Origin of the sequence: Hymenobacter cellulosivorans (assembly GCF_022919135.1) — a bacterium.
Lineage (GTDB): Bacteria > Bacteroidota > Bacteroidia > Cytophagales > Hymenobacteraceae > Hymenobacter > Hymenobacter cellulosivorans.
In genome coordinates this window covers 1,270,109-1,291,480 of sequence record NZ_CP095049.1, presented here as the reverse complement: position 1 = coordinate 1,291,480, position 21,372 = coordinate 1,270,109, and the positions used below count along the sequence as shown (strand labels likewise).

Genomic DNA, 21,372 nt, shown 5'->3' with positions numbered 1-21,372 from the left:
TCTGGTTTTTCTTTACGTCACTTCTACTATATTAGCCTACTCAAGCCCGGCGCTATTCATTATCGGGTCTTGAGCGCTATAAATATTAGGATGATTTTTATCAGGTAGTCCACAGATAACATGCCATCTGGGGGCCGTAGAGCCACTTTCTAAACTGCTTGTGGGTTTACCCGAACCTCCGAACGGCATTAGCTGTTTCAGACTATCGAATTACGCCGTAATTTTGCCTCCTACAATACGCCGTAGCCCCAGCTATGCTCCATCCATTTAAGGCCGTTAGTCTATCTTTTAAGAAAGCGCCACTCGAAATTCGGGAGTTGATTTCTTTGGACGAGGCCGCCTGCCGCCGCTTCCTCCATACCCTGCACCACGACCTGGGCCTCACCGACCTGCTCGTGCTCAGTACCTGCAACCGTACGGAAATCTACTACTCCGCCCCGCGTGACCAGAGCCCCGAAATCATCGAGGCCCTCGGACAGCTCAAAGGCCTGACGGACGTGGCAGCCTACTTTCCTTACTTCGACATCCTCGACACCTACCACGACGCCGTTCAGCACCTGTTTGAGGTTGCAATGGGCCTCGACGCCCAGGTGGTCGGCGACTTGCAGATCAGCAACCAAGTAAAGCAGGCCTATCAATGGTCGGCGGATGAAGATGCGGCCGGACCGTTTTTGCACCGGCTGCTGCACACTATCTTCTTCACCAACAAGCGCGTGCAGCAGGAAACTAGCTTCCGCGACGGAGCCGCGTCCACGTCGTATGCCACGCTGGAGCTGGTCGAAGAGCTGACGGCCGACGTTGCCAACCCGCGGGTGCTGGTAGTAGGCCTGGGCGAAATCGGGGCCGACGTGTGCCGCCATTTTGCCGATAGCAAATCCTTTACCGACGTCACCCTTTGCAACCGTACCCGCGGTAAGGCTGAGGCCCTGGCCGCCGAGTGCAACCTGCCCATCCTCGACTTCGAAAACCTGGTGCAGGGCATGAAGGAAGCCGACGTGGTTATTTCCTCAATTTCGCGCGACACGCCCTTCTTCACCCGCGAAATGGTGGAGCGCCTGGACGTGCTGAGCTACAAGTTCTTTATCGACCTGTCGGTGCCCCGCAGCATTGAGACGGAGGTAGACAATGTGCCCGGCGTGCTGGTGTACAACATCGACGCTATTCAGAGCAAGGCTTCGGCTGCCCTGGAACAGCGCCTGGCGGCCGTGCCCCAGGTGCGGGCCATTATTGCCGAAAGTATTGCTGGCCTCTCCGACTGGACCAAGGAAATGATGGTGTCGCCCACCATTCAGAAGCTCAAGAATGCCCTGGAGCAGATCCGCCTGGAGGAGATGGACCGCTTCCAGAAGAAGATGAGCCCTGAGGAAGCCAAGCGGATGGACGAGGTAACCAAGTCCCTGATGCAGAAGATCCTGAAGCAGCCGGTGCTACAGCTCAAGGCCGCCTGCAAACGCGGTGAAGCGGACCAGCTCATCGGCGTACTCACCGACCTATTTGATCTGGAAAATCAGACCACGCACGCGTAATTGCCGTGCTGTCCTTGCGAGCAGAGTAAAGCCATCCGTACTCGGCTGGTGACAAACGACCTTTTACCAGAAAGCCCTTTCTCGTTCACACGGGAAAGGGCTTTTCAGCTTAGAAAGCTCGACACATTTCAGAGGACGGATGGTTTCGTTCCTCGCAGGGCACCGGGAGCATCAGCCCATCAGTTCACCAAAACCTATTTCACGAAAAAAGGACCGTCGTTGGGCGGTCCTTTTTCATTTTTTCGGCGGAAAAAACGGCATGAGCACTACAGCGTGTCGCAGCAGTCCTCGAGCGAATCAATTACGTCGAGCAGTTTCGGAATCGACAGGGAGTAATAGATCTTGGTACCTACTTTGAAGGAGGACAAGATACCGCGGTCTTTCAGCGTGATAAGGTGCTGCGACGCAATGGCTTGAGGCAAGTCGAGCGAACGGTAAATTTCCGTTACGGTCATCTTATCCTCTTTGCCGAGCAAGTCGACGATGGCAAGGCGCTTCGGGTGAGCCAGTACTTTGAGCATGGCTGCGGCCTTGTCTACTTTTTTAGATTCTACGCGCGAGAGCAATGGTTTCATGGGGAAGTTACAACGGTGGTCCTGCGGGTGGGTCGGGCAGGAATATGCGTAATACGATATTCCTAGCTTCAAGAGTTCCGCTTTGCGAGGATTTTACAGAGAAAATTTGATTAAAACAGTATTTGCGTTAGAAGAAACGCTTTTTTATTGACAGAGCCCAAAGACTCCGAACGCTTTCCGGGGGCTGCTTACCTTTGGGAGATTATTTCCCCACCCACCTCACCAAAAGTATTGCTACCCGATGAAAGACCTGCTGGCCAAATTCGAGAATAAACGCCCGGAAATTGTTTTTGAGTGGAAAGATTCTGAAACCGAAGCCGAGGGCTGGGTTGTGATTAACTCGTTACGAGGGGGAGCTGCCGGCGGCGGCACACGCATGCGCAAGGGCTTGGACAAGCGTGAGGTAGAAAGCTTAGCCAAAACGATGGAAGTGAAATTTACCGTGTCGGGCCCAGCTATCGGCGGGGCGAAGTCGGGCATCAACTTCGATCCGCAGGACCCACGCAAGCGCGGCGTGCTGGAGCGCTGGTACCGGGCCGTGATTCCGCTGCTCAAGAACTACTACGGCACCGGCGGCGACTTGAACGTAGACGAAATTCATGACGTGATTCCGATTACGGAGGATTACGGCCTGTGGCATCCGCAGGAAGGCATCGTAAACGGGCACTACCGGGCCACTGAGCCCCAGAAGATTCAGAAGCTGGGCCAGCTGCGCCAGGGCGTGATTAAGGTTATCGAAGATGCCGCCTTTACCCCGGAGCTGAGCCGTAAATACACCATTGCCGACCTGATTACGGGCTATGGCGTGGCCGAAGCCGTGCGGCATTACTACGAACTCTGGGGCGACCAAAGTGTAGCCGGCAAGCGCGCCATCATTCAGGGCTGGGGTAATGTGGGTGCCGCAGCTGCCTACTACCTAGCCTCGCAGGGTGCCCTGGTTACCGGCATCATCGACCGGGCTGGCGGCTTGCTCAAGCCTGAGGGCTTCTCGCTGGCCGAAGTTCGTCAACTGTTCCTTGACCGGCAAGGCAATGCGCTGACGGCCGACAACCTGTTGTCGTTTGAGCAGATCAACGAGCAGGTATGGACTTCGGGTGCTGAAATCTTTATTCCGGCCGCGGCTTCCCGCCTCGTGACGCGGGAGCAGGTCGAGAAAATGATGCAGCACGGCCTAGAAGTCATCAGCTGCGGGGCCAACGTACCATTTGCCGACCCCGAAATCTTCTTCGGCCCCACCGGCGAGTACGCCGACCAGCACGTGAGCGTCATTCCCGACTTTATTGCCAACTGCGGCATGGCCCGGGTATTTGCCTACCTGATGGAAACCAACGCCGAAATTACCGACCAAGCCATTTTCGGCGATACGTCCCGCATTATCCGCCGGGCCCTGGAGCGCACCCGCCAGCAAAGCAGCGACACGGTGGGCGTAGCGCAGAAGTCGTTCGAAATGGCGTTGCGGCAGCTGGTATAAGTAGTTTGCCGGGCATCGGGTGGCCACGCACCATTGGCTGCTCGATGTCCTCCCTGCCCTCCCTGAAGTTCAGCTATGACCATCCAAGAAATTCTGCACTACCGTTTTCTGGGCAACAATGTAGGTGCCTACCTGACCTGCGCAGGTATCCTGGTATTTGGCTACCTGTTCAAAACCCTGCTCTCAAAGCTGCTTTCCCGGCTGGTTTTCCGGTTTATCCGCCAGAAAACAGAAGGCGTCAGCGAAACCCAGTTTCAGGCCCTACTGATTCAGCCCGTATCCATCGTGGTATTTTTTGTCACGGTGTATCTGGCGTTTCAAGTGCTCGACTACCCTGTGAACAGTTCGGAGCTAAAGCACAATGAGCCCTGGCCGCAGGTGGCCTTGTTTCGCGTGTACCAGCTCGGCATCATCTTCGGTATGGCCTGGATAGCCCTGCGCGCCGTCGACTTTCTGGTGCTGGTGTTCCGGCGCCGGGCCGAAACGAATGTGTCCCGACTCAACGACCAGCTGATTCCCTTCGCCAAGGACTTGCTGAAGGTATTGGTGCTGACCATGGCCTTTCTGGTAATGCTCAGCCGCGTGTTTGGCGTCAACGTTACGGCCCTGATTGGCGGTCTGGGCATTGGGGGTCTGGCGGTAGCTTTTGCTGCCAAGGAAAGCCTGGAAAACCTGATTGCTTCCTTCACCATCTTCCTCGACCGGCCCTTTGCCGTGGGTGACTTGGTGGAAGTAGGCGGCGTGACGGGTACTGTAGAGAAGGTTGGCTTCCGTAGCACCCGCCTGCGCACGGCCGAGAAAAGCTACGTCACGGTACCCAATAAGTCGATGATTGACAAGCCCCTGGACAACCTGAGCCTGCGCACGGCCCGCCGCGTGACCTTCACCCTGGCCCTGAGCCATGCCACTACCAGTGAGCAGCTACGCCACATTGTGCAGGAAGCCCAGCAGACCATTCAGGAGTATCCGCTGACCAACAACGACGTGCAAATCAAGTTTGCGGCCCTTACGCCAGCGGCCAAGGAGGTAACGGTGCAGTACTTCGTGGAAACCACCAGCTACGACGAGTACCTCAACGTGAAAGAGGAACTCAACTACCGCCTGGTAGAGCTGGTGGAAAAGCACGGCGGCACCTTTGCCAGTACCGGCACCACCATTGTGCAGCTCGGAAACCCCGACCGGCTACGGGGCCTGCAATCGGCGGAGCAGCATATCGTGTAAAAAGGGTTACGCCACTGACAAGCCCCATAGACAAAAGGCCCCGGCAATGACTTGCCGGGGCCTTTTGTACGTTTTTCAGACTGAACCTTTAGCCTACCGGCCGCCAAACAGGCCGCCAAGCAAAGAGCCCATGCCACCGCCGCCACCGAGTAAGCCGCCTAAGCCGCCGCCGCCGGCGCTACGGGGTGCCGAGCCGGGCTGCCCGCCCAGACCGCCCAGGATAGACATCAGGGAGCCCAGGCCGCCGCTGCCTACGTGGCTGCCCTGCTGCGGGTAGTTGCCGTAGGCGCCAGTGTTGCCACCGCCACCCATAGCGCCCCCAAGTAAGCCTCCACCGAGCAGACCGCCGAGCAAGCCGCCCATCGAGCCGCCGCCCATGGCACTGCTGGCAGCGCCGCCGAGCAGACCGCCCATCGAGCCGCTGCCGCCTAGTACGCTACCCAGGCCGCCGCCCATACCGCCCATGCCTGCCGAACGGCCACCGCGGTTCATAACACCCGAAATAACCATGGGTGCCACTACGCCTAGCAAGCCTGCCATCAGGGCACCTTTTGGAATACCCACGCTTTCCAGCTTATTTGTTACACCGCTCAAAAAGCCCTGTTTGCCGGGGTCCTGAGGATCGTGGGGTACGGAGGCTGCCTGGTCGACCACACTTTCCAGGGCCTGGGTCTGCTGCTGGTTAATGCCCAGATAAGCGGCCATTTTGTTGACCATCTCTTCTTCCGTGTTGGAATAGGCTCCGTCGGCGCGGGCGAAGCTGATCAGGTCGGTGATGAGCGAGAAACGCAGGTCGCTGCCGCGGAGCGCGTCCAGGTTGTGCTTGATGCTTTCATTGGTAGCGTCCTGGGCGGCAGTCAGCACCTGCTGGGTAGCTCCGCTGCTCAGGCCCGCATTTTGGGCGAGCTGCTGCAAAAACTCTACTTCGGCCGCGGAGGCCTCCCGGTCGGCAGAAGCCAGACTGGCAATAACACTCAGGTAGGCGGCCTTTTCCGGTTCAGAATAGTTCTGCAGAAGTTGGGTATCGTTCATAGATGTCGAGAGAAAGGGGTGAGAGAACAAAGCGCAAATCTTAACGGTAATGCGGCAATTAGGTTGAACTTCAGCCATTAGGCCAACCGGCTACGCTGCCGCGCCAGCTTTACATCCCAAAAAATTTGTTGAATCCCGGCGGTTTGAAATTTCTGATTGTAAAAGAGTTGTGATGTTTCAGCCCGCCAGCGCAGAATTTTCTCTCCGGATTTTTGGTCAAATGGTTGCGTAATCAAAAACGAGCCGCCATATTTGCATTCCCAAACGGGACCCGGGAGATTAGCTCAGCTGGTTCAGAGCATCTGCCTTACAAGCAGAGGGTCACTGGTTCGAACCCAGTATCTCCCACTTTTTCTTGCATTACCCCTCGGGAGATTAGCTCAGCTGGTTCAGAGCATCTGCCTTACAAGCAGAGGGTCACTGGTTCGAACCCAGTATCTCCCACCAAAAAAGCCTCTTCGCAGTACTGCGAAGAGGCTTTTTGCTTTTCAGTCAGATGAGTAATTCGCCAGCGGACCGTGCCTTTATGCCTCGCCTGGGCTTGGTAGCTTTACCTTGCCAGGTAGGCTTCGCAGTCGTTGCCAGACCACCAGCGGATACACCAACAAGGCGGGCTCGGCGAAGTAGCGCCAGCGGAAGCCCACGAAAAACACCAGGCTCAGCAGCCACACCGCTAGCAGCGGCGTCAGCAGCAGCCCGTCGTGGGCGGTGAACCGCAGCCCCCGGTACCGGGCGGCAGTGAGAAACACCGAAGCCAGAAAAGCCAGGTGCACGGCAGCGGTTAGGGGGTGATAACTAGTGCGCGGGGCATCGGCAATAAAGTTTTCGGGAGCAAAGAACAGGACCGTTTTGCGCAGCCACAGCCGAATTTCGGCGACGGGGTTTTCCCGTACCCAGCGCCCGGCCAGCGCCGCCCGAGCCTTACTTTCCTGGTACTGATTCAGGGAATCGAGAGTGGGAATGTGGGTGCGCACGAACTGGTCGAACGGGCCGGTATGCTCGTCCCAGTCGAACATAAAGCGGCCCTGCGTCACGGGGTTGTGGCCTTGCAGCAGCTCGAAGCCGGCTTGGTTGCTCAGCGTCCAGGCCCCGAACAGGCGGTGGTTTTTCAGCAAAATAGGCGCGTGGCCCACAATCAGTAGCGTGAGCGTCAGAAGCGCCGCCCGCCAGGCCGTATTGCGCGCCAATGGTTGCCGCCAGGCCAGCCCGAGCCACACGATAAACAGCAGCCCGTAGACGGCCAGCAAATAGCCTCGCAGCAGGCAGGAAACCGTGACGCTGCCGGCCACCACCGCGGCATCGGGCCAGGCCAGGGGTCGGCCACCCAGGTGCCGCAGCAGCTTGTAAACCACCAGGATCAGCAGCGGCAGGGCTAGGTTTTCGTACCACATGTAGGCCCCCACATAGTACAGCACCGACGGATATACGGCCCACAGCAGCGCCCCGCCCCACGCCCAGGGCGGCTGTACGCCGAAAAACGCCAGAGTACGCTGCAGATACAAAATCCCTAAGGCGTAGGCTCCCAGGCTCAAAGCAAAAACCAGCAGCGTAAAGTAGTGCTTAGGCAGCCCGGCCTTCTGCCAGCCGATGTACACGAACACTGGGAAGCTGGCGTGAAATGAATCGGGACGTAGCTGCTGCCGCTCCGGGTCGAGGCTGACGTAGCCGCGGCCGGCCAGGTAGTTGTCGGCAATGCGGCCATTGCGCCGCTCGTCGTAGTTCCACTCCAGGCCGGGGTTCAAGCTCAGCTGCAAAGCCAGCTTGAGCAGCAGCAGTACTACTAGTATTGGCCAGACAAAACGAGGAACGGAACGCAGCACTACCGAAAAGTTAGACGCCGGGCCAGCTGCCGGCCCGCCAAAGGTTACGATTTTACGCGGGGTCTGGAAGTGCCGTGACCGAAGCCAGGGAGCCATCCGGGCCGGGGTGTTACCTTTCGGGCTGTTACACGTTGGTTGTACTTCATCTGTTTACTTGTTGCTGCGGCCCACTCCCCTTCTGCCCGATTCGCTGCGCCGGCCCCTGGTCCTGGGCTTTTTCGCGCTCCTGACGCTGCTGGGCATCCTGCTGCACCGCGACTATGGCCTGTCGTGGGATGAGCAGCTCGACCGGCTCAATGGCATCATCAGCGTGAAGTATGTAGCCCTGCGCCTAGCTCCCGAGCTGGCCCGGCAGCAGGAAAGCTTTGCCGCTATTCCCGACATGAGCCAGAATGAGGATGTGGACCACGGCGTCGTTTTTCAGATGCCGCTGACCGTGCTGGAAAAGGTGGTGGGCGCCGAAGACCCGCGCGACGTGTACTTTCTGCGGCACTTAGTTACGTTTCTAACGGTGGTGGCCGGCACCTATGCCTTGTACCGTCTGGGCACCCTGCGCTTCCGCAGCTGGGCGCTGGGCCTGCTCGGGGCCACCTTGCTGATAACCTCCCCCAGGATGTTTGCCGAGGCCTTTTACAACTACAAGGACCTGGTTTTCCTGGCTTTTTTCACCGCTGGTATTTATACTCTGACCCGGCTGCTACGGCGGCCGTCGGGGCGCGGGGCGCTGCTCCACGCCCTGGCTACCGGCGCGGCTGTGGACGTGCGCACGATGGGCGTATTGCTGCTGGGTTTCACGCTCTTTTTTGCCGGGCTGGAAATGTGGTACCGGCCCGCCATCCGGCGGCCGCTGCGGCTGGCCCTGCTACTCTACCTGCCCGTTACGGCGGCAGTTGTGGTAGCGGGCTGGCCTTATCTGTGGGAACAGCCTGTCGAGCATTTTCTGGCCGCATTTCAAAGCTTCAGCCGCTACCGTTCCGATATGCTGGTGCAGTACTGGGGTCAGCAGATTTCGGTGCGTAGCCTGCCTTGGCACTACGCTCCGGTCTGGCTGCTGCTCACGACACCAGTGGCTTACTCGTTGCTATTTGGTGCAGGTGTAGCGTCTTTGGTGGGTGCGGCGGGCCGGCAGCCCCGGGCGTGGCTGCGCACCCGCACCGGCCGCCAGGATTTGCTATTTGCCGTCTGGTTTTTTGCGCCGCTGGGGCTATTGTGCTGCTGCACTCTGTCATTTACGACGGCTGGCGCCATCTGTATTTCATTTACCCGGCCTTCCTGCTACTAGCGTTGCGGGGCGTGCAAGCGGCCCGCCAGCTGCGACTTTCGCGCCGGTCGGTAAGTCGTGGGCTGGCTACGGGGCTGCTGGGGTTGCTGGCCGCAGGTATGCTGCATTCCGGCTACCGCATCATCCGGGACCATCCTTACCAAAACGTATACTTCAGCCTGCTGCCAGGCCCGGTAGCCGAGCGGCTGTTTGAGCGCGACTACTGGGGCCTTTCGGGCCGGCAAGGATTGGAGTGGATTCTAACCCACGACCGGAGCGCCCAGGTCCTCGTTGCTACCGATGCCCGGGCCGCACTGCTGCTTCACAACAACCACTTACTTTTGCCCCCAGCCGAGCGGGCCCGGCTGGTGCTGACGTCCGCCAATCAGGCGCGTTATTTCCTGACCACCTACCGCTGGCATCCGGGACCTTATCCGGCCAGCTACGGTCCGGAAGTGTATTGCATCCGGGTGAACGGGGTGAAAATTCTGTCCGTTTTCCGGCGGCCCTAAACCGTCTTTCTCTTGTTCCTTCGTTGCCCACGGGCCCTGTTTCACCCGTTAAGTCAACCTTCGCTTTTCGCTGCTAAATGCCCTTACTCGAAGTCAACGATGCCCAGCGGGTCCGGCAATTCCTGGACCTGCCGCCCCGCCTCTACCAGGACCAGCCCAACTGGATTTCGCCCCTCGACCACGAAATAGAAGCTGTTTTTGACCCCAAAAAGAACAGCAACTTTCAGCACGGCGAAGCTATCCGCTGGATTCTGACCAACGCGGGCGGTGAGGTTATTGGCCGGATTGCGGCCTTCATCAACCAAAATACCGCCCACACCGACCCTAGCTTACCCACCGGTGGCCTGGGCTTCTTCGAGTGCATCCATGACCAGGCGGCGGCCAACACGCTCTTCGACGCGGGCAAGGCCTGGCTGGCCCAGCGCGGCATGCAGGCCATGGACGGCCCCATCAACTTTGGGGAGCGGGACCGGTTCTGGGGCCTGCTGGTAGCGGGCTTTACCGAGCCCAACTACGGCATGTTCTACCATCCGCCGTACTATCAGCAGTTGTTCGAAACCTACGGCTTCCAGGTGTATTTCAAGCAGTATACCTGCTACCGGGACGTTGCGATGCCCCTGCATGAGGCCTTTCATCGGGCGGTGGAGCACTATGCGGCGCAACCTGAGTTCAGCTTCCGCCATGCCGATAAGAGCGACGCCGAAAAGCTGGCCCGCGACTTTCAGCACGTGTATAACCTGGCCTGGGCCAACCACAGTGGCGTAACCGGCATGTCCCTAGAAAAAGCCCGTAGCCTGGTCAAGGAGATGAAGCCTGTGGCCGATGAGCGCCTGTTGTGGTTTGCCTACCATAACGAGGAGCCCATTGCCTTTTTCGTCAGCTTGCCCGAGCTCAACCAGATTTTCAAGCACATCGGGGCCCGTTTCAACCTCTGGGACAAGCTGCGCTTTCTCTGGCAAAAGCGCAAATATGACCAGCGCTCCAATAAAAAGATGTTCGGCGTCATCTTCGGGGTGGTACCCGCCTGGCAAGGTAAAAAGGTCGAATCAGCCTTGATGGAGCACGCCCGGGCCAAGTTCCTGGAGTCGGGCTACACTGATTGTGAGATGAACTGGATTGGCGACTTTAACCCCCGCATGCTGGCCGTTACTCGCTCCATCGGGGCCCGCATCCACAAAACCCACGTCACCTACCGCAAGCTCTTTGACGAAACCCGACCGTTTGAGCGCTGCCCAATTATTAAGTAGTGAAATGGTGAGTTGAAAAACTGCGTCCTTGCGCATCAATCGCCATCAATCCGTCCTCTGCGCAGCACAACCTGACCTTTTACCAGAAAGCCCCTTTCTACACGCTGTAGAAAGGGGCTTTCTGGTAAGAACATTTCGCACAGTTCAGAAGACGGATGGCTTCGGCTTCCGCCTCGCAATAACACAGGTTTTCTATGCTTGCCGAAACTGCCGGTCCAGCTCCAGCACTTGCGGGATGAGCAGGTGTTCGTCGTCGTTGTGGAGCACGTAATCGGCGCGGCTGAGCTTTTCTTCCTCGCTCATCTGCTTACCGATGATGGCCAGAATGTCGTCGGGGGTGCGGTGTGGGTCGCGGCGCAACACGCGGGCCTGGCGCACAGGCTGGGGCGCGAATACGGTGATAATCTTGTCGAGCTGCTGGTAGGAGCCCGACTCGTAGAGCAGGGCGGCTTCCTTCAGAATATAAACGGCTCCGGCGGCCTGCTGGGTCTGGGCCCACTGCTCGAAGTCGTGGCCCACGCGCGGGTGCACCAGGCCGTTGAGGCGGGCCAGCTGCTCGGGGTCCTTGAATACCACCTGGGCCAGATAGGTCCGGTTGGGTTGCCCGCTGGCCTCAAACGCTTCGTTGCCAAACGCGGCTATCAACGCCTCCCGCAGCACAGCATCATTTGCCATCACCCACTTGGCGCGGGAGTCGGCGTCGTACACGGGCACGCCCAGTACCGCAAACAGCCGGCACGCCACGCTCTTGCCTGATCCAATTCCGCCCGTTATTCCAATTCGAAGCATCTGTGAAGTAGTGAGATGGTGAGATGGTGAGATGGTGAGTTTTCCGTTCAATCCGCGCAAGTGGCGCCGACAAAACAACAACTCACTAGTTCACCATCTCACCGCTGTGAAACCCGCACCACAGGCGTCAGCACGCGCACACCGCGGGCCAGGGTTGGGGCGTGCGACAAGACGGGCTGGAGCGTGGAATCGGGGGAATGAAACTGGCCGTAGTGCAGCAGCACGTGGACCTGGGTTCGGTCGAGGCGGGCCGAGTCTTCGGGAAAGCACTGCACCTGTACCTGCACCGTGGCCGGGCGCAACGTAAACTGCTGGCCTTTAGGAAAGTCGCGCAGTTCGGGCACTACAGACAGTGGGAAAGAAATCAGGGGCCGGGGCTGCAGACGCACTTTTACTTCCTGCACCTGGGCCTGCACCAAATCGGGCCCGCCAATGGGTACGATGATGGCGCCCTCACTGCTGCCGGCCGGAGCCTGGGGCAAATGCACCGGATACGGGCTGGCCAGGCTATTGACGGTGCGGGCCGGCCCGTGAAACGCCACGCTTTCGGGCGTAAAAACGGCCGCGTACGGTAAAGCTGAGCCGTCGGCCTTGGGGCTCAAGGCCAAGGGCAGCCGCCGCGTCACGAGTCGGTCAAATTCCACCCAGAGCGTATCGGCCAGCACATAGTTGAACTGTAGCCCTTCCATGGCCGCCTGCAGCGCAGGCCGGAGCGACTGGCCCGTGACGAAGCGTGTGGCCGGCAACCGCATCAGTCGCACCTCGGCGGGGCGCACATCGAGCAGCAGGTTTTTGCGCAGCAGCTTCCAGCCCCGCCCCGTCACATTGACGGCTACTTCCGTGGGCAGGGGCTTCACCGGAATGTAGCGCTGCTCATCATACGCCCACTGCAGCGGGTAGGTGATGCGCGTGGTGTAGGTCTTGTTCAGCGCATTGAGCAGCCAGAACGTGGAAGCCGCCAGAAAGCAGGCCGTTACCGCGCGCCAATAGCTCCGCTCCTGCCCAAAAAATGGGCTGGTAAACCAGCGGGCCAGACGAAAAGCGCGGGTAAGCGGCATAGCGGCTAGGAGTTAGGCATTTTCAGAAGTCACCGGAGCGGCCGGGGCATTCTTGGGGGCTACTTCGCGGGAAATAGCTGTACGATCAAACTTAAGGCGCACCCCTTTGTCGACCTCGATGATTACCGACTCTTCATGCACTTCCAGCACCTTGCCGTGCAAACCACCGATGGTTACTACGTTGGCACCTTTCACCAGCGACTCCCGGAACTTCTTGGCCTCGGACGAGCGGCGCTGCTGGGGCCGGATCATGAAAAAGTAAACGACAATGGCAATCAGGACTGGAAACACCAGGGACGTCAGGCCTTCACTGGTTTGAGTCTGGAGAAGAAGCGTGGTCAGCATAGGAAAGTAAAAGCGGTAAAAACATCTGTCATCCTGAGCAAAGCGAAGGACCCTATATCGGTTGAACGACTTGCTTCAACGTGATAAGGTCCTTCGCAGGCTCAGGATGACAGTACGGGGTAATCCTTCCGGGTGGCGAAGCCGGTTATTGCTTTACTGGGCCTTCGGTGCTAGCGGGCAGAATGTTGGCGCGGATGGCAATCTGGGTGATGTTGGGCTGGGTGTTGGCCCGTACCGCTACCTCTTTATTTTGAAGACCCGCTTTGCCATGGCTGTCAAACTGCACGTCGATGGTGCCTTTTCCGCCGGGCGCAATGGGGTCCTTGGTCCAGTTGGGGGTAGTGCAGCCGCAGGAAGCCGTAGCATTCTCAATCAGCAGCGGCGACTTGCCGGTGTTGGTAAACTCGAACGTGTGCTTTACCACGTCGCCGGCTTTGATGTCACCGAAGTTGAACTCCGATTCGGTGAAGGTCATCACTGGGGCATTGGGGTTGGGAGCTTCGGTTTCGCTGGCCACATTGGGGTTGTCGACCGTGGGGTTAGCGGCATCGGAAGCGGCGGTGGCAGCGGCATTCATGCCTTCCGCGCCTACTTCGGCGGGCTTATCATTGTTGCAGGCACCAAACATCAGGGCGCCAGAAAGCAGCAGAGCAGAAAACAGAGTACGTTTCATAGAAAAAGGAAAGCGGCCATTTGGAGCCGTCGGAAAAGTAAAGTTAAGACGAACTGCGAGAAAATCAGAACTCATGCCGAGCAAGCAAGAACGTCATGCTGAGCGAAGTCGAAGCATCTCGCGGGCAATACTAATCAGTTACTACTGCAAGTAAACACGCGAGATGCCTCGGCTGCGCTCGGCATGACGTTCTGGTGTCTTATGTCCAGCTACTACGCCAGCTTGGCGATGATAGACTGAGCAAATTCGCTGGTGCTGGCCTTACCGCCCAGGTCGCCAGTGCACTGCTCTTTGTGCTTCAGGGTCTCGTCCAGGGCCTTTTCGATACGGTCGGCCAGCTCATGCTCACCCAGGTGGTGCAGCATCATCAGGCCCGAGCGCAGCAAAGCGGTAGGGTTGGCTTTGCCCTGGCCGGCAATGTCGGGAGCCGAGCCGTGCACGGCTTCGAAGATGGCCATGTTGTCGCCGATGTTGGCGCCCGAAACCACGCCCAGGCCGCCTACGAGGCCGGCGCAGAGGTCGGAGAGGATGTCGCCAAACAGGTTGGTGGTCACCACTACATCGAATTGCTCGGGCTTATTCACGAGCTGCATGCACATGTTGTCGATGATCTTGTCCTCGAACACGATTTGCGGAAACTCGGTAGCAGCTTCCTTGCAGGCGTCAAGCATGAGCTTGCCGGCCATTTTGAGGATGTTGGCCTTGTGGGCCAGGGTCACCTTTTTACGGCCGTGCTTGGCGGCGTAGGCGAAGGCGGCGCGGCAGATTTTGCGCGAGCCTTCCACCGTGATACGGTTAAACGAGTCGGAAATGCCCAGGCGCTCGTCGTACACTTCCAGGCCCGAGTATAGCCCTTCCGTGTTTTCGCGGAACAGCACCAGGTTTACGCCGGTGTAGCGCGATTCGATGCCCTCGGTGGTTTTGGCCGGGCGCACGTTCTGGTAGAGGTCGTACTTCTGACGCAGCGTGATGTTGATGCTGCGGAAACCCTTGCCCACGGGCGTCGTGATGGGGCCTTTCAGGGCCACGCGGTTTTTCTCCAGCGAGTCGAGCAAGGACTGCGGGATCAGCTCGCCCGACTGGTCGAAGGTCGTCTGACCGGCGTTTTGCTCTTCCCACTGAATGGGGGCGCCAGCGGCCGAGAAAATGTCCTGAACTGCCTTCGTGATTTCGGGCCCGATGCCGTCGCCGGGGATGAGGGTGATGGTGTGCATTCTGCTACTATCTATTTAGGAGAGGTACTGAGGTTACTTGTCTGAAAGTGAAGCGCCTGCCGACTTACAGGCTCGTTCACTAGGCTGCATGCAGCCCTTCCGGCCGCAAAGGTAACACGGCTGGGCAAGGGCAAAATAAAAATGTGCTGCTGCGCTGAAGATGAAACGTTCTTCAGCGCAGCAGCACATGCTAAAAACATCGGCAGGCTTCGTTAGATGGCTTTGCGCGAGTTGATTTGGTTGATCAGCTGGTCGACGTCGCCGAGGAGCTGTTCGGCCTTGCTCTTGGCGTCCTGAATCACGCGCTGGCCTTCGGTTTTGGCGCTGGACGCAGGCCCTACTTCGCCGCGGCTCGTGACAAGGCTTTCGGTGAGGTCGGCCAGTACTTCGCGGTACTTTTCGAGCTGGTAGCTGAGCCAGCTACGGGTTTCGCGCCCCTTTTCCGGAGCAAACAGAAGTCCAACAGCGGCCCCGGTGAGGGCACCGCCCGCGAAGCACAGAATACCGGTAGTGGTTTTGCTACCCATAGCAGAAAGGAGTGGCGAGGTGGGAGAATGGATGGAAAATGTGTACTCAACAACGCAGAGCGCACAGCTCAGGTTGCTTGGCAGCCCTACCGACCAGCTTACTGGTTGTCGAGCAAGCCGCGGCCCGACTTGCGGATGGCGCCGCTGGCGGTCAAGTCCTGGGCCAATTTATCGAGAATACCGTTCACAAACTGCTTGCTCTTGGGCGTGCTGTACATTTTGCTGATTTCGATATACTCGTTGATGGTGACTTTCACGGGGATACCGCGGAAAAGGTGCATTTCACAAAGCGCCATTTTCAGCAGAATCTTGTCCGTCAAAGCTACCCGCTCCACGTCCCAGTTCTGCACCGACTCGGCAATGAGCTTCTCGTACCGCTCGTCGTCGGCCAGGGTCTGCTTGTAGAGCGTCTCGGCAAACTCTTTGTCGTCGACCCAGTTGGCCGACAAGGACATCAGCTCCAGGTTTTCGTCGGCGGCCTCGTCGAGCATCTTCAGGGTTTTGACCACCAGGTTTTTCACCACCGAGCGGTTTTCCTCCCAGTTCTGGTCGTCCTCTTCCAGGTATGCCGGCAAAGACTCGCCCTTAAACACGAAGTTCTTATAGAGGTACTTCAGCAGCTCCTGGTCTTCGGCGTAGTTGCCGGCCGGGGCTGCCAGGTAGCTCTGAAACTCGGCGTCGGGCTTGATTTCGTTGCGCCAGGCTTTGCGCAGGGCCTCCATGTCGTCTTCGCCGGTCCACTGGGCATTGCGCCGAATGGTCAGGTCAAGAAGCTGCTTGTTGCCGACGAGCTTCTGGATCACCTGGTTTTCCTCGAAGCGGGTGGTATCAAGCGGAGTTTCCTTGGAGGGCGTGAAGCGGCGGGCTTCGCGTTGCTTTTCTTCCTCAATCACGCGCAACAGGGCATCCGGCAGGTTCAGCAGGTGCAGATACTGGGTGTGGATGCTTTCGGCGCCGTGCACCATCTGACCGGCGTAGAACGTGCCGTCCTTGGCCTTGGCCTTCTGGTAGAAGCTGATGGCGTCGGCTACGGCGTCGTTCACCTCCTTGTCGTCGATTTTCTCGACTTCGGCTGCCGAGCCGCCCTTGTGCCACTCCCGGAAAATAGCCTCAGCCATTTTCTGCTGCCCTTTCAGCAGCTTGCGGTCCTGGGCCTCGGGGGCGTTCAGGTCAGGGGCAAAGGCATCCGCAATGCGGTCCTGGGCCAGCATAAAATCGGACCCGACGGCCTGATGGTAAGCGTACAGGGCCTGCATAACCTTAATGCGGAGCGTGCGGCGATTGAGCATCTTCTTTGGAAATGGTGAGATGGTGAACTGGTGAAATAGTGAGTTGATGTTCTGTCTGCGCATCTCCGCCGACAAACTCACCCTCTCACCAGTTCACTATCTCACCGCTTAATAAGTGGATTTGACTTTACCGAGCGAAGCAATGCGCTCCTCGGCCTGCCGGATGGCAGCTTTCTGGGGGTGACTTCCCTCCTGCTCAGCTTTGTTGAGCACCTGGGTAGTGAAGTCGAAAATCTTTTCGGTCTGGGTAAGGGCTGCCTGCCGGCTGCTGCCTACCACTTCGGAATATACGTTGATCAGGCCACCGGCATTAATCAGGAAGTCGGGGGCGTACACGATGCCGCGCTCCACGAGCTCCGGGCCATGCACGTCTTCGTTCTTGAGCTGGTTGTTGGCGCAGCCGGCAATAACGCGGCACTTGAGCCGGTCGATGGTATCGTCGTTGATGGTGGCACCCAGGGCGCAGGGCGAGTAAATGTCCACGTCCTGGTCGTAGATTTCATCGAGGCCCACGGCTACGGCGCCGAAGCGGGCGGCAGCTTCCAGGGCGCGGTCTTCGTAGTAGTCGGTCAGGATGAGCTTGGCGCCTTCCTTCTGCAGGTACTCGAGCAGGTAGGTGCCCACGTGGCCCACGCCCTGCACGGCAATGCGCTTGCCGGTCAGGCTTTCCGAGCCAAACGCCTTTTTGGCGGCGGCCTTCATACCCATGTAGGTGCCGTAGGCCGTTACCGGCGACGGGTCACCGCTTCCGCCCATGCTTTCGGGCAGGCCGGCTACGTGCTTGGTTTCCATCCGGATGTACTCCATGTCCTTGGTGGTCATGTTCACATCTTCGGCCGTGATATACTTACCGTTCAGGTTTTTCACGAAGCGGCCGAACTTGCGCAGCAGGGCTTCGGTTTTCTGCGTTTTGGCGTCGCCGATGATGACGGCTTTGCCTCCACCTAGGTTCAGGCCCGAAATGGCCGCTTTGTAGGTCATGCCGCGCGAGAGGCGGAGTACGTCGTTCAGGGCTTCCATGTCGGAAGCGTAGTGCCACATGCGGGTACCGCCCAGGGCCGGACCCAGTACCGTGTTGTGAATGCCGATGATGGCCCGCAAACCGGTTTCGTGGTCGTGGCAGAACACAACCTGCTCGTGCTGATGCTCGGCAATCTGACCGAAGACCGACGTATCGGCCAGCGTTTGGATTTCAACCATTTGAGTAAACTGAAAAAAGGGTGGGAAGATGGGTGGGGTCGGGTGTTGTATCTTTGAACGAACGGGCGCGTAGTCTGTTCAATTCGGGTGCAAAAGTACCCATTTTTTCCTAGCCGGGCACCCTACCCTTCCGGATTTGCCGGAAAGGTCACGGCTTCTTAACCTGCTCCAACTCCAGCTTCCGTGCGCGCATTATCCGCTACCAATAAGTACCTGTACCGCTACAAATGGCATTTCCTGGGCGGCGTCCTGTTCGTGGCCCTGTCCACGCTACTCGCCATTTTCCCGGCCCAAATTGTGCGCTACGCCTTCGATTTGGTGGGCGAGGGTATCGATTTGTACCACCTCTTCGCCGGCACCCGGGCCCAGAGTGGGGTGTATGAGCTCTTCGGCCGCAACGTGCTGCTCTACGGCCTGCTCATCGTGCTGATGGCCTTGCTGCGCGGCATCTTCCTGTTTTTCATGCGCCAGACACTTATTGTGATGAGCCGCTTGGTGGAAAACGACCAGAAAAACGAAATTTTCCAGCACTACCAGTCTTTGCCGCTGAGCTTCTACCGCCGCCACAACACCGGGGATTTGATGTCGCGGATTTCGGAAGACGTGGGCCGGGTACGTATGTACATCGGGCCGGCGCTGATGTACTTCATGCAGCTGGTCATTTTGTTCGTGCTCATCATCCCGCTCATGCTGATGGTGAACGTGAAGCTGACCTTATACACGCTGATTCCGCTGCCCATTCTGTCGGTGAGCATCTACTACGTCAATAACCTGATTGAGCGTAAGTCCGACGAAATTCAACGCTCCCTGGCGGCCATGACGACCTTCGTGCAGGAGTCGTTTTCCGGCATTCGGGTGCTCAAGTCCTTTGTGCGCGAAGACGATTCCCACCAGCAGTTCACCGCGGCCAGTGACAACTACAAGGAAAAGTCGCTGAGTCTGAACTTCGTCAACTCCCTGTTTTTCCCCCTGATTCTGTTCCTGATTGGCATCAGCACCATCGTTACCGTTTGGGTGGGCGGGCAGGAAGTCATTCGGGGCACCATCACCACGGGTAGCATAGCTGAGTTCCTGATTTACGTAAACCTGCTGACCTGGCCCGTTACGGCCCTGGGCTGGACTTCTTCCCTGGTGCAGCGCGCCGAAGCCTCCCAGGCCCGCATCAATGAGTTTATGCACCAGCAGACCGACATAGTCTCGCGCCAGAACATCCAGCAGGAAATTCAGGGCGACATCGTCTTCGACCACGTTTCGTTTACCTACCCCGACACCGGCATTCAGGCCCTGCGTGACGTCTCATTCCGTATCCACCCCGGCCAGACCTTGGCCGTCATCGGCAACACCGGCTCGGGCAAAAGCACCATTGCGGCCCTGCTCTGCCGTCTGTACGACGTCACGGAAGGCCAAATCAGTGTGGACAGCGTGGACGTGCGGGACTTCTCGCTCAACTCCCTGCGGGAGCAAATTGGCTACGTGCCCCAGGATGTGTTCCTGTTTTCGGACAGCATCCGCAACAACATCAACTTCGGCCTCGACAACCCCAGCGAAGAGCGGATGCAGCAGGCGGCCAAGGATGCCAACGTCTACGACAATATCATCCGCTTCCCCGAGGGCTTCGACACCAAGCTCGGTGAGCGAGGCATTACGCTCTCGGGCGGGCAGAAGCAGCGCGTCAGCATTGCCCGGGCCCTGGTGAAGGAGCCCAAAATCCTGATTCTGGACGACTCGCTCTCGGCGGTGGATACCAACACCGAAAACGCCATCCTAAATAGCCTGCAGCGCATCATGCACAACCGCACCAGCCTGATCATTTCGCACCGGGTGTCGTCGGTGAAGCTGGCCGATGAAATCCTGGTACTCGACGACGGCGTGATTGTGCAACACGGCACCCACGAGGCCCTGATGGCTCAGGAGGAAGGCTTGTACCGGGCGCTGTATGAGCGGCAATTGCAGAACGAGGAAGCCTAAATCTGCCCTAACTGACGCGTGGCGCGCAAGCTGTTACCGCAGAATGCGTAGGGTTGGCAGGACCGCCTGCGGCCGCTGCAGGTGGCGGCCAAACTACAGCTCGGCCTCGGCATAGTGCTGGCGGTGGGCGGTGGTCATATGCTGCATCAGATTGGCATAAGGCCCCCAGAACCAGCCCAACGAAACCAGCACCCACCCGAGGGGCCGCAACGCCGGCAGCCGAAAATGCTCTACTGCGGCTGCGGCCGGCACCGGGCAGATGGGTGCGTCGTACCAGATGAGCTTAGTTTGGAGCACGCTGATTAGCAGTAGGTGCCAGCCAGACCAGCAGCCTCCAAGCACGGTCAGCAGGTATTCGAAACGGCTTTTAGACCCAATACCTGGCACTAGGCCCACGAAGATTCTTTTCTCCTACCATCGAAATGTTCGGGGCTAAATGGGGCGTCTGCGTCTACAGGCCGTCAAGCATCTCGGCCGCCAACTGCCCGGTGCGGGCTCCCAGGGCCACGCCCATGCCATTGCAGCGCAAGGCCCCGAAAACGCCCGGCGCCAGGGGCCGAATAATCGGAGCCAGTTCCGACCCAAAGGCCATGGTGCCGCTCCAGCGGTAGTCGATGCGCGGGGTGCGGCCCGGTAGGATAACTTCCCGCAGCAGCTTTTCCAGCTGGGTCTGGACCAAGCTGGTCAGGCCGGCCTCGGTGGTGGCTTCGGCGGCAAAGTCGAGGTTGCGGCCCCCACCGAGCAGAATTCGGCCGTCGACCTGCCGAAAGTAATAGTAGCCTTTGTCGTAATGGAACGTGCCGGGCAGGTTCAGGCCCTCAATGGGCTCCGTGACGAGCACCTGCCCACGGCCGGGCACCACATCGAGCTCGGGAAAAAACTGCCGACTGAAGGCATTGGTGGCCACTACTACCTGCCCGGCTTCCAGCAGCGCCAGTGGTGTATGCAGTCGCGCCGAGTTTGGCCCTGGTTCCAGCCGGGTTACGGGGCAGCTGTGCAGCACCACGATATTGTCTTGCCAAGCCCGCTTGAGCAGCGCGTGCATCAGCCGCCCCGTGTGTAGCGCCCCTTCTGCCCTGTTTTCCAGCATGACCGTTACGCCCGCCAAGCCCGTAGCCGGCAGGTGAGCAGTGGCGTCACGGTAAATATTTTCGGTACCAATAATGGGGGCCAGCAACTCGTTGAAGTACGGGATATGCTGTCGGCAGGTAGCGGCCAGCTCCTCGTCGGCGGAGCGAAATAGCTCGTAGCCCCCGACCGGCTGGTAGCGTAAGGCCTCCTCGCCGATCAGGCTGCGCAACAGGGCCAAGCCTTCCCAGCGGGCCTGCACTACTTCTAGCAGCGCTGCCGAGCCACCCTTCTTTTCCTGTTCCAGCAACTCGGAGATGCTGCCGAAGCAAGCGAATCCGGCATTTTTAGTACTGGCCCCGTTGGGCAGCACGTCGCGCTCCAGCACCGCAATCCGGGCGTGCGGGTGGCGCTGACGCGTGTAAATAGCCGTGGTGAGCCCGACCAGGCCCGCCCCTATTATCACCACGTCGAAGCCGGACAAAAAGCTCTGGTGCTCCCAGTAAGAAAGGTTGGCTGTGCTCATCAGTGGCCAAGCAGGATACAATAGCTGATCAGTAAACTAAAGGGCAAAAG

At 58.7% G+C, this 21,372-nt stretch carries 20 protein-coding genes and 2 tRNA genes; 9 read left to right on the top strand and 13 right to left on the bottom strand.

The annotated features are described in order from the left end of the window. Nucleotides 1–254 precede the first annotated feature (254 nt). On the top strand, nucleotides 255–1,526 hold the full coding sequence (hemA, locus tag MUN80_RS05580) for a glutamyl-tRNA reductase (RefSeq protein WP_244720697.1): 1,272 nt from the start codon (nucleotides 255–257) through the stop codon (nucleotides 1,524–1,526). 266 nt (nucleotides 1,527–1,792) lie between these two features. On the opposite strand, the gene MUN80_RS05575 is transcribed toward hemA, so the two are convergent. Further along, nucleotides 1,793–2,101, bottom strand: a complete 309-nt coding sequence (locus tag MUN80_RS05575; protein WP_086594744.1) for an ArsR/SmtB family transcription factor — start codon at nucleotides 2,099–2,101, stop codon at nucleotides 1,793–1,795. 241 nt (nucleotides 2,102–2,342) lie between these two features. On the opposite strand from MUN80_RS05575, the gene MUN80_RS05570 reads away from it, so the two are divergent. Then, a complete protein-coding gene (locus MUN80_RS05570) occupies nucleotides 2,343–3,572 on the top strand; it encodes a Glu/Leu/Phe/Val dehydrogenase dimerization domain-containing protein (RefSeq protein ID WP_244720694.1) in 1,230 nt (409 codons plus the stop codon). 75 nt (nucleotides 3,573–3,647) lie between these two features. Next, the gene (locus MUN80_RS05565) at nucleotides 3,648–4,793 is read left to right on the top strand and encodes a mechanosensitive ion channel family protein (RefSeq protein WP_244720691.1); all 1,146 of its coding nucleotides are present in this window, start codon (nucleotides 3,648–3,650) and stop codon (nucleotides 4,791–4,793) included. 93 nt (nucleotides 4,794–4,886) lie between these two features. On the opposite strand, the gene MUN80_RS25940 is transcribed toward MUN80_RS05565, so the two are convergent. After that, a complete protein-coding gene (locus MUN80_RS25940) occupies nucleotides 4,887–5,825 on the bottom strand; it encodes a TerB family tellurite resistance protein (RefSeq protein ID WP_262922041.1) in 939 nt (312 codons plus the stop codon). A gap of 273 nt (nucleotides 5,826–6,098) precedes the next feature. Here MUN80_RS25940 and MUN80_RS05550 point away from each other — a divergent pair. Beyond that, nucleotides 6,099–6,173 (top strand) — tRNA-Val (locus tag MUN80_RS05550). A gap of 21 nt (nucleotides 6,174–6,194) precedes the next feature. Then, nucleotides 6,195–6,272 (top strand) — tRNA-Val (locus MUN80_RS05545). A gap of 77 nt (nucleotides 6,273–6,349) precedes the next feature. Here MUN80_RS05545 and MUN80_RS05540 read toward each other — a convergent pair. Continuing rightward, nucleotides 6,350–7,645: a hypothetical protein gene (locus tag MUN80_RS05540; RefSeq protein WP_244720688.1), complete on the bottom strand. Its 1,296-nt coding sequence runs from the start codon at nucleotides 7,643–7,645 to the stop codon at nucleotides 6,350–6,352. A 157-nt stretch (nucleotides 7,646–7,802) separates the two neighbouring features. Between MUN80_RS05540 and MUN80_RS05535 the strand changes: the two genes are divergently transcribed. The 3 genes from MUN80_RS05535 to MUN80_RS05525 all read left to right on the top strand — a co-directional run bounded on the left by MUN80_RS05535 (nucleotide 7,803) and on the right by MUN80_RS05525 (nucleotide 10,665). Then, nucleotides 7,803–8,927 (top strand): hypothetical protein, encoded by a 1,125-nt coding sequence (locus MUN80_RS05535; protein WP_244720686.1) that lies wholly within the window; start codon nucleotides 7,803–7,805, stop codon nucleotides 8,925–8,927. Then, on the top strand, nucleotides 8,855–9,418 hold the full coding sequence (locus MUN80_RS05530; protein ID WP_244720684.1) for a hypothetical protein: 564 nt from the start codon (nucleotides 8,855–8,857) through the stop codon (nucleotides 9,416–9,418). Before MUN80_RS05535 ends, MUN80_RS05530 begins: the two co-directional genes overlap by 73 nt. Nucleotides 9,419–9,495: 77 nt before the next feature. Further along, nucleotides 9,496–10,665, top strand: a complete 1,170-nt coding sequence (locus tag MUN80_RS05525; protein ID WP_244720682.1) for a GNAT family N-acetyltransferase — start codon at nucleotides 9,496–9,498, stop codon at nucleotides 10,663–10,665. Between the two features lie 192 nt (nucleotides 10,666–10,857). Here MUN80_RS05525 and coaE read toward each other — a convergent pair whose 3' ends face one another. From coaE to MUN80_RS05485, 8 genes are all read right to left on the bottom strand, one after another. Further along, nucleotides 10,858–11,454 carry a dephospho-CoA kinase gene (gene coaE, locus MUN80_RS05520; RefSeq protein ID WP_244720680.1) on the bottom strand — a complete coding sequence of 199 codons (597 nt, stop codon included), beginning with the start codon at nucleotides 11,452–11,454 and terminating at the stop codon, nucleotides 10,858–10,860. Between the two features lie 98 nt (nucleotides 11,455–11,552). Beyond that, on the bottom strand, nucleotides 11,553–12,512 hold the full coding sequence (locus tag MUN80_RS05515) for a YbbR-like domain-containing protein (RefSeq protein ID WP_244720678.1): 960 nt from the start codon (nucleotides 12,510–12,512) through the stop codon (nucleotides 11,553–11,555). A gap of 12 nt (nucleotides 12,513–12,524) precedes the next feature. Continuing rightward, nucleotides 12,525–12,857, bottom strand: coding sequence for a preprotein translocase subunit YajC (gene yajC, locus MUN80_RS05510; protein WP_311136273.1), 333 nt, complete (start codon nucleotides 12,855–12,857; stop codon nucleotides 12,525–12,527). Nucleotides 12,858–13,002: 145 nt separating this feature from the next. Beyond that, nucleotides 13,003–13,530, bottom strand: coding sequence for a DUF1573 domain-containing protein (locus MUN80_RS05505; protein WP_244720675.1), 528 nt, complete (start codon nucleotides 13,528–13,530; stop codon nucleotides 13,003–13,005). 212 nt (nucleotides 13,531–13,742) lie between these two features. After that, nucleotides 13,743–14,744, bottom strand: a complete 1,002-nt coding sequence (locus MUN80_RS05500) for an isocitrate/isopropylmalate dehydrogenase family protein (RefSeq protein WP_244720672.1) — start codon at nucleotides 14,742–14,744, stop codon at nucleotides 13,743–13,745. Between the two features lie 212 nt (nucleotides 14,745–14,956). Next, nucleotides 14,957–15,271, bottom strand: a complete 315-nt coding sequence (locus MUN80_RS05495; RefSeq protein WP_244720669.1) for a YtxH domain-containing protein — start codon at nucleotides 15,269–15,271, stop codon at nucleotides 14,957–14,959. A 98-nt stretch (nucleotides 15,272–15,369) separates the two neighbouring features. After that, the gene (gene nusB / locus MUN80_RS05490) at nucleotides 15,370–16,560 is read right to left on the bottom strand and encodes a transcription antitermination factor NusB (protein ID WP_244720666.1); all 1,191 of its coding nucleotides are present in this window, start codon (nucleotides 16,558–16,560) and stop codon (nucleotides 15,370–15,372) included. A 108-nt stretch (nucleotides 16,561–16,668) separates the two neighbouring features. Further along, on the bottom strand, nucleotides 16,669–17,760 hold the full coding sequence (locus MUN80_RS05485) for a Glu/Leu/Phe/Val dehydrogenase dimerization domain-containing protein (RefSeq protein WP_244720664.1): 1,092 nt from the start codon (nucleotides 17,758–17,760) through the stop codon (nucleotides 16,669–16,671). Nucleotides 17,761–17,943: 183 nt separating this feature from the next. Here MUN80_RS05485 and MUN80_RS05480 point away from each other — a divergent pair, with 183 nt between their 5' ends. Further along, entirely contained in the window at nucleotides 17,944–19,728 is a 1,785-nt protein-coding gene (locus tag MUN80_RS05480) for an ABC transporter ATP-binding protein (protein ID WP_244720662.1), read from the top strand. Between the two features lie 93 nt (nucleotides 19,729–19,821). Here MUN80_RS05480 and MUN80_RS05475 read toward each other — a convergent pair whose 3' ends face one another. Both MUN80_RS05475 and MUN80_RS05470 read right to left on the bottom strand, forming a co-directional pair. Continuing rightward, nucleotides 19,822–20,025 (bottom strand): hypothetical protein, encoded by a 204-nt coding sequence (locus tag MUN80_RS05475; protein ID WP_244720659.1) that lies wholly within the window; start codon nucleotides 20,023–20,025, stop codon nucleotides 19,822–19,824. A 154-nt stretch (nucleotides 20,026–20,179) separates the two neighbouring features. Continuing rightward, nucleotides 20,180–21,322 carry an NAD(P)/FAD-dependent oxidoreductase gene (locus MUN80_RS05470; RefSeq protein WP_244720656.1) on the bottom strand — a complete coding sequence of 381 codons (1,143 nt, stop codon included), beginning with the start codon at nucleotides 21,320–21,322 and terminating at the stop codon, nucleotides 20,180–20,182. Nucleotides 21,323–21,372: the final 50 nt, after the last annotated feature.

What these genes read in the sequence shown, in the direction of transcription:
- hemA (WP_244720697.1), top strand. Translation starts at nt 255, where the DNA reads ATGCTCCATCCATTTAAGGCCGTTAGTCTATCTTTTAAGAAAGCGCCA.
- nusB (WP_244720666.1), bottom strand. Translation starts at nt 16,560, where the DNA reads ATGCTCAATCGCCGCACGCTCCGCATTAAGGTTATGCAGGCCCTGTAC.
- MUN80_RS05515 (WP_244720678.1), bottom strand. Translation starts at nt 12,512, where the DNA reads ATGCCGCTTACCCGCGCTTTTCGTCTGGCCCGCTGGTTTACCAGCCCA.
- MUN80_RS05565 (WP_244720691.1), top strand. Translation starts at nt 3,648, where the DNA reads ATGACCATCCAAGAAATTCTGCACTACCGTTTTCTGGGCAACAATGTA.
- MUN80_RS05495 (WP_244720669.1), bottom strand. Translation starts at nt 15,271, where the DNA reads ATGGGTAGCAAAACCACTACCGGTATTCTGTGCTTCGCGGGCGGTGCC.
- MUN80_RS05500 (WP_244720672.1), bottom strand. Translation starts at nt 14,744, where the DNA reads ATGCACACCATCACCCTCATCCCCGGCGACGGCATCGGGCCCGAAATC.
- MUN80_RS05525 (WP_244720682.1), top strand. Translation starts at nt 9,496, where the DNA reads ATGCCCTTACTCGAAGTCAACGATGCCCAGCGGGTCCGGCAATTCCTG.
- MUN80_RS25940 (WP_262922041.1), bottom strand. Translation starts at nt 5,825, where the DNA reads ATGAACGATACCCAACTTCTGCAGAACTATTCTGAACCGGAAAAGGCC.
- yajC (WP_311136273.1), bottom strand. Translation starts at nt 12,857, where the DNA reads ATGCTGACCACGCTTCTTCTCCAGACTCAAACCAGTGAAGGCCTGACG.
- MUN80_RS05505 (WP_244720675.1), bottom strand. Translation starts at nt 13,530, where the DNA reads ATGAAACGTACTCTGTTTTCTGCTCTGCTGCTTTCTGGCGCCCTGATG.
- MUN80_RS05470 (WP_244720656.1), bottom strand. Translation starts at nt 21,322, where the DNA reads ATGAGCACAGCCAACCTTTCTTACTGGGAGCACCAGAGCTTTTTGTCC.
- coaE (WP_244720680.1), bottom strand. Translation starts at nt 11,454, where the DNA reads ATGCTTCGAATTGGAATAACGGGCGGAATTGGATCAGGCAAGAGCGTG.
- MUN80_RS05570 (WP_244720694.1), top strand. Translation starts at nt 2,343, where the DNA reads ATGAAAGACCTGCTGGCCAAATTCGAGAATAAACGCCCGGAAATTGTT.
- MUN80_RS05485 (WP_244720664.1), bottom strand. Translation starts at nt 17,760, where the DNA reads ATGGTTGAAATCCAAACGCTGGCCGATACGTCGGTCTTCGGTCAGATT.
- MUN80_RS05575 (WP_086594744.1), bottom strand. Translation starts at nt 2,101, where the DNA reads ATGAAACCATTGCTCTCGCGCGTAGAATCTAAAAAAGTAGACAAGGCC.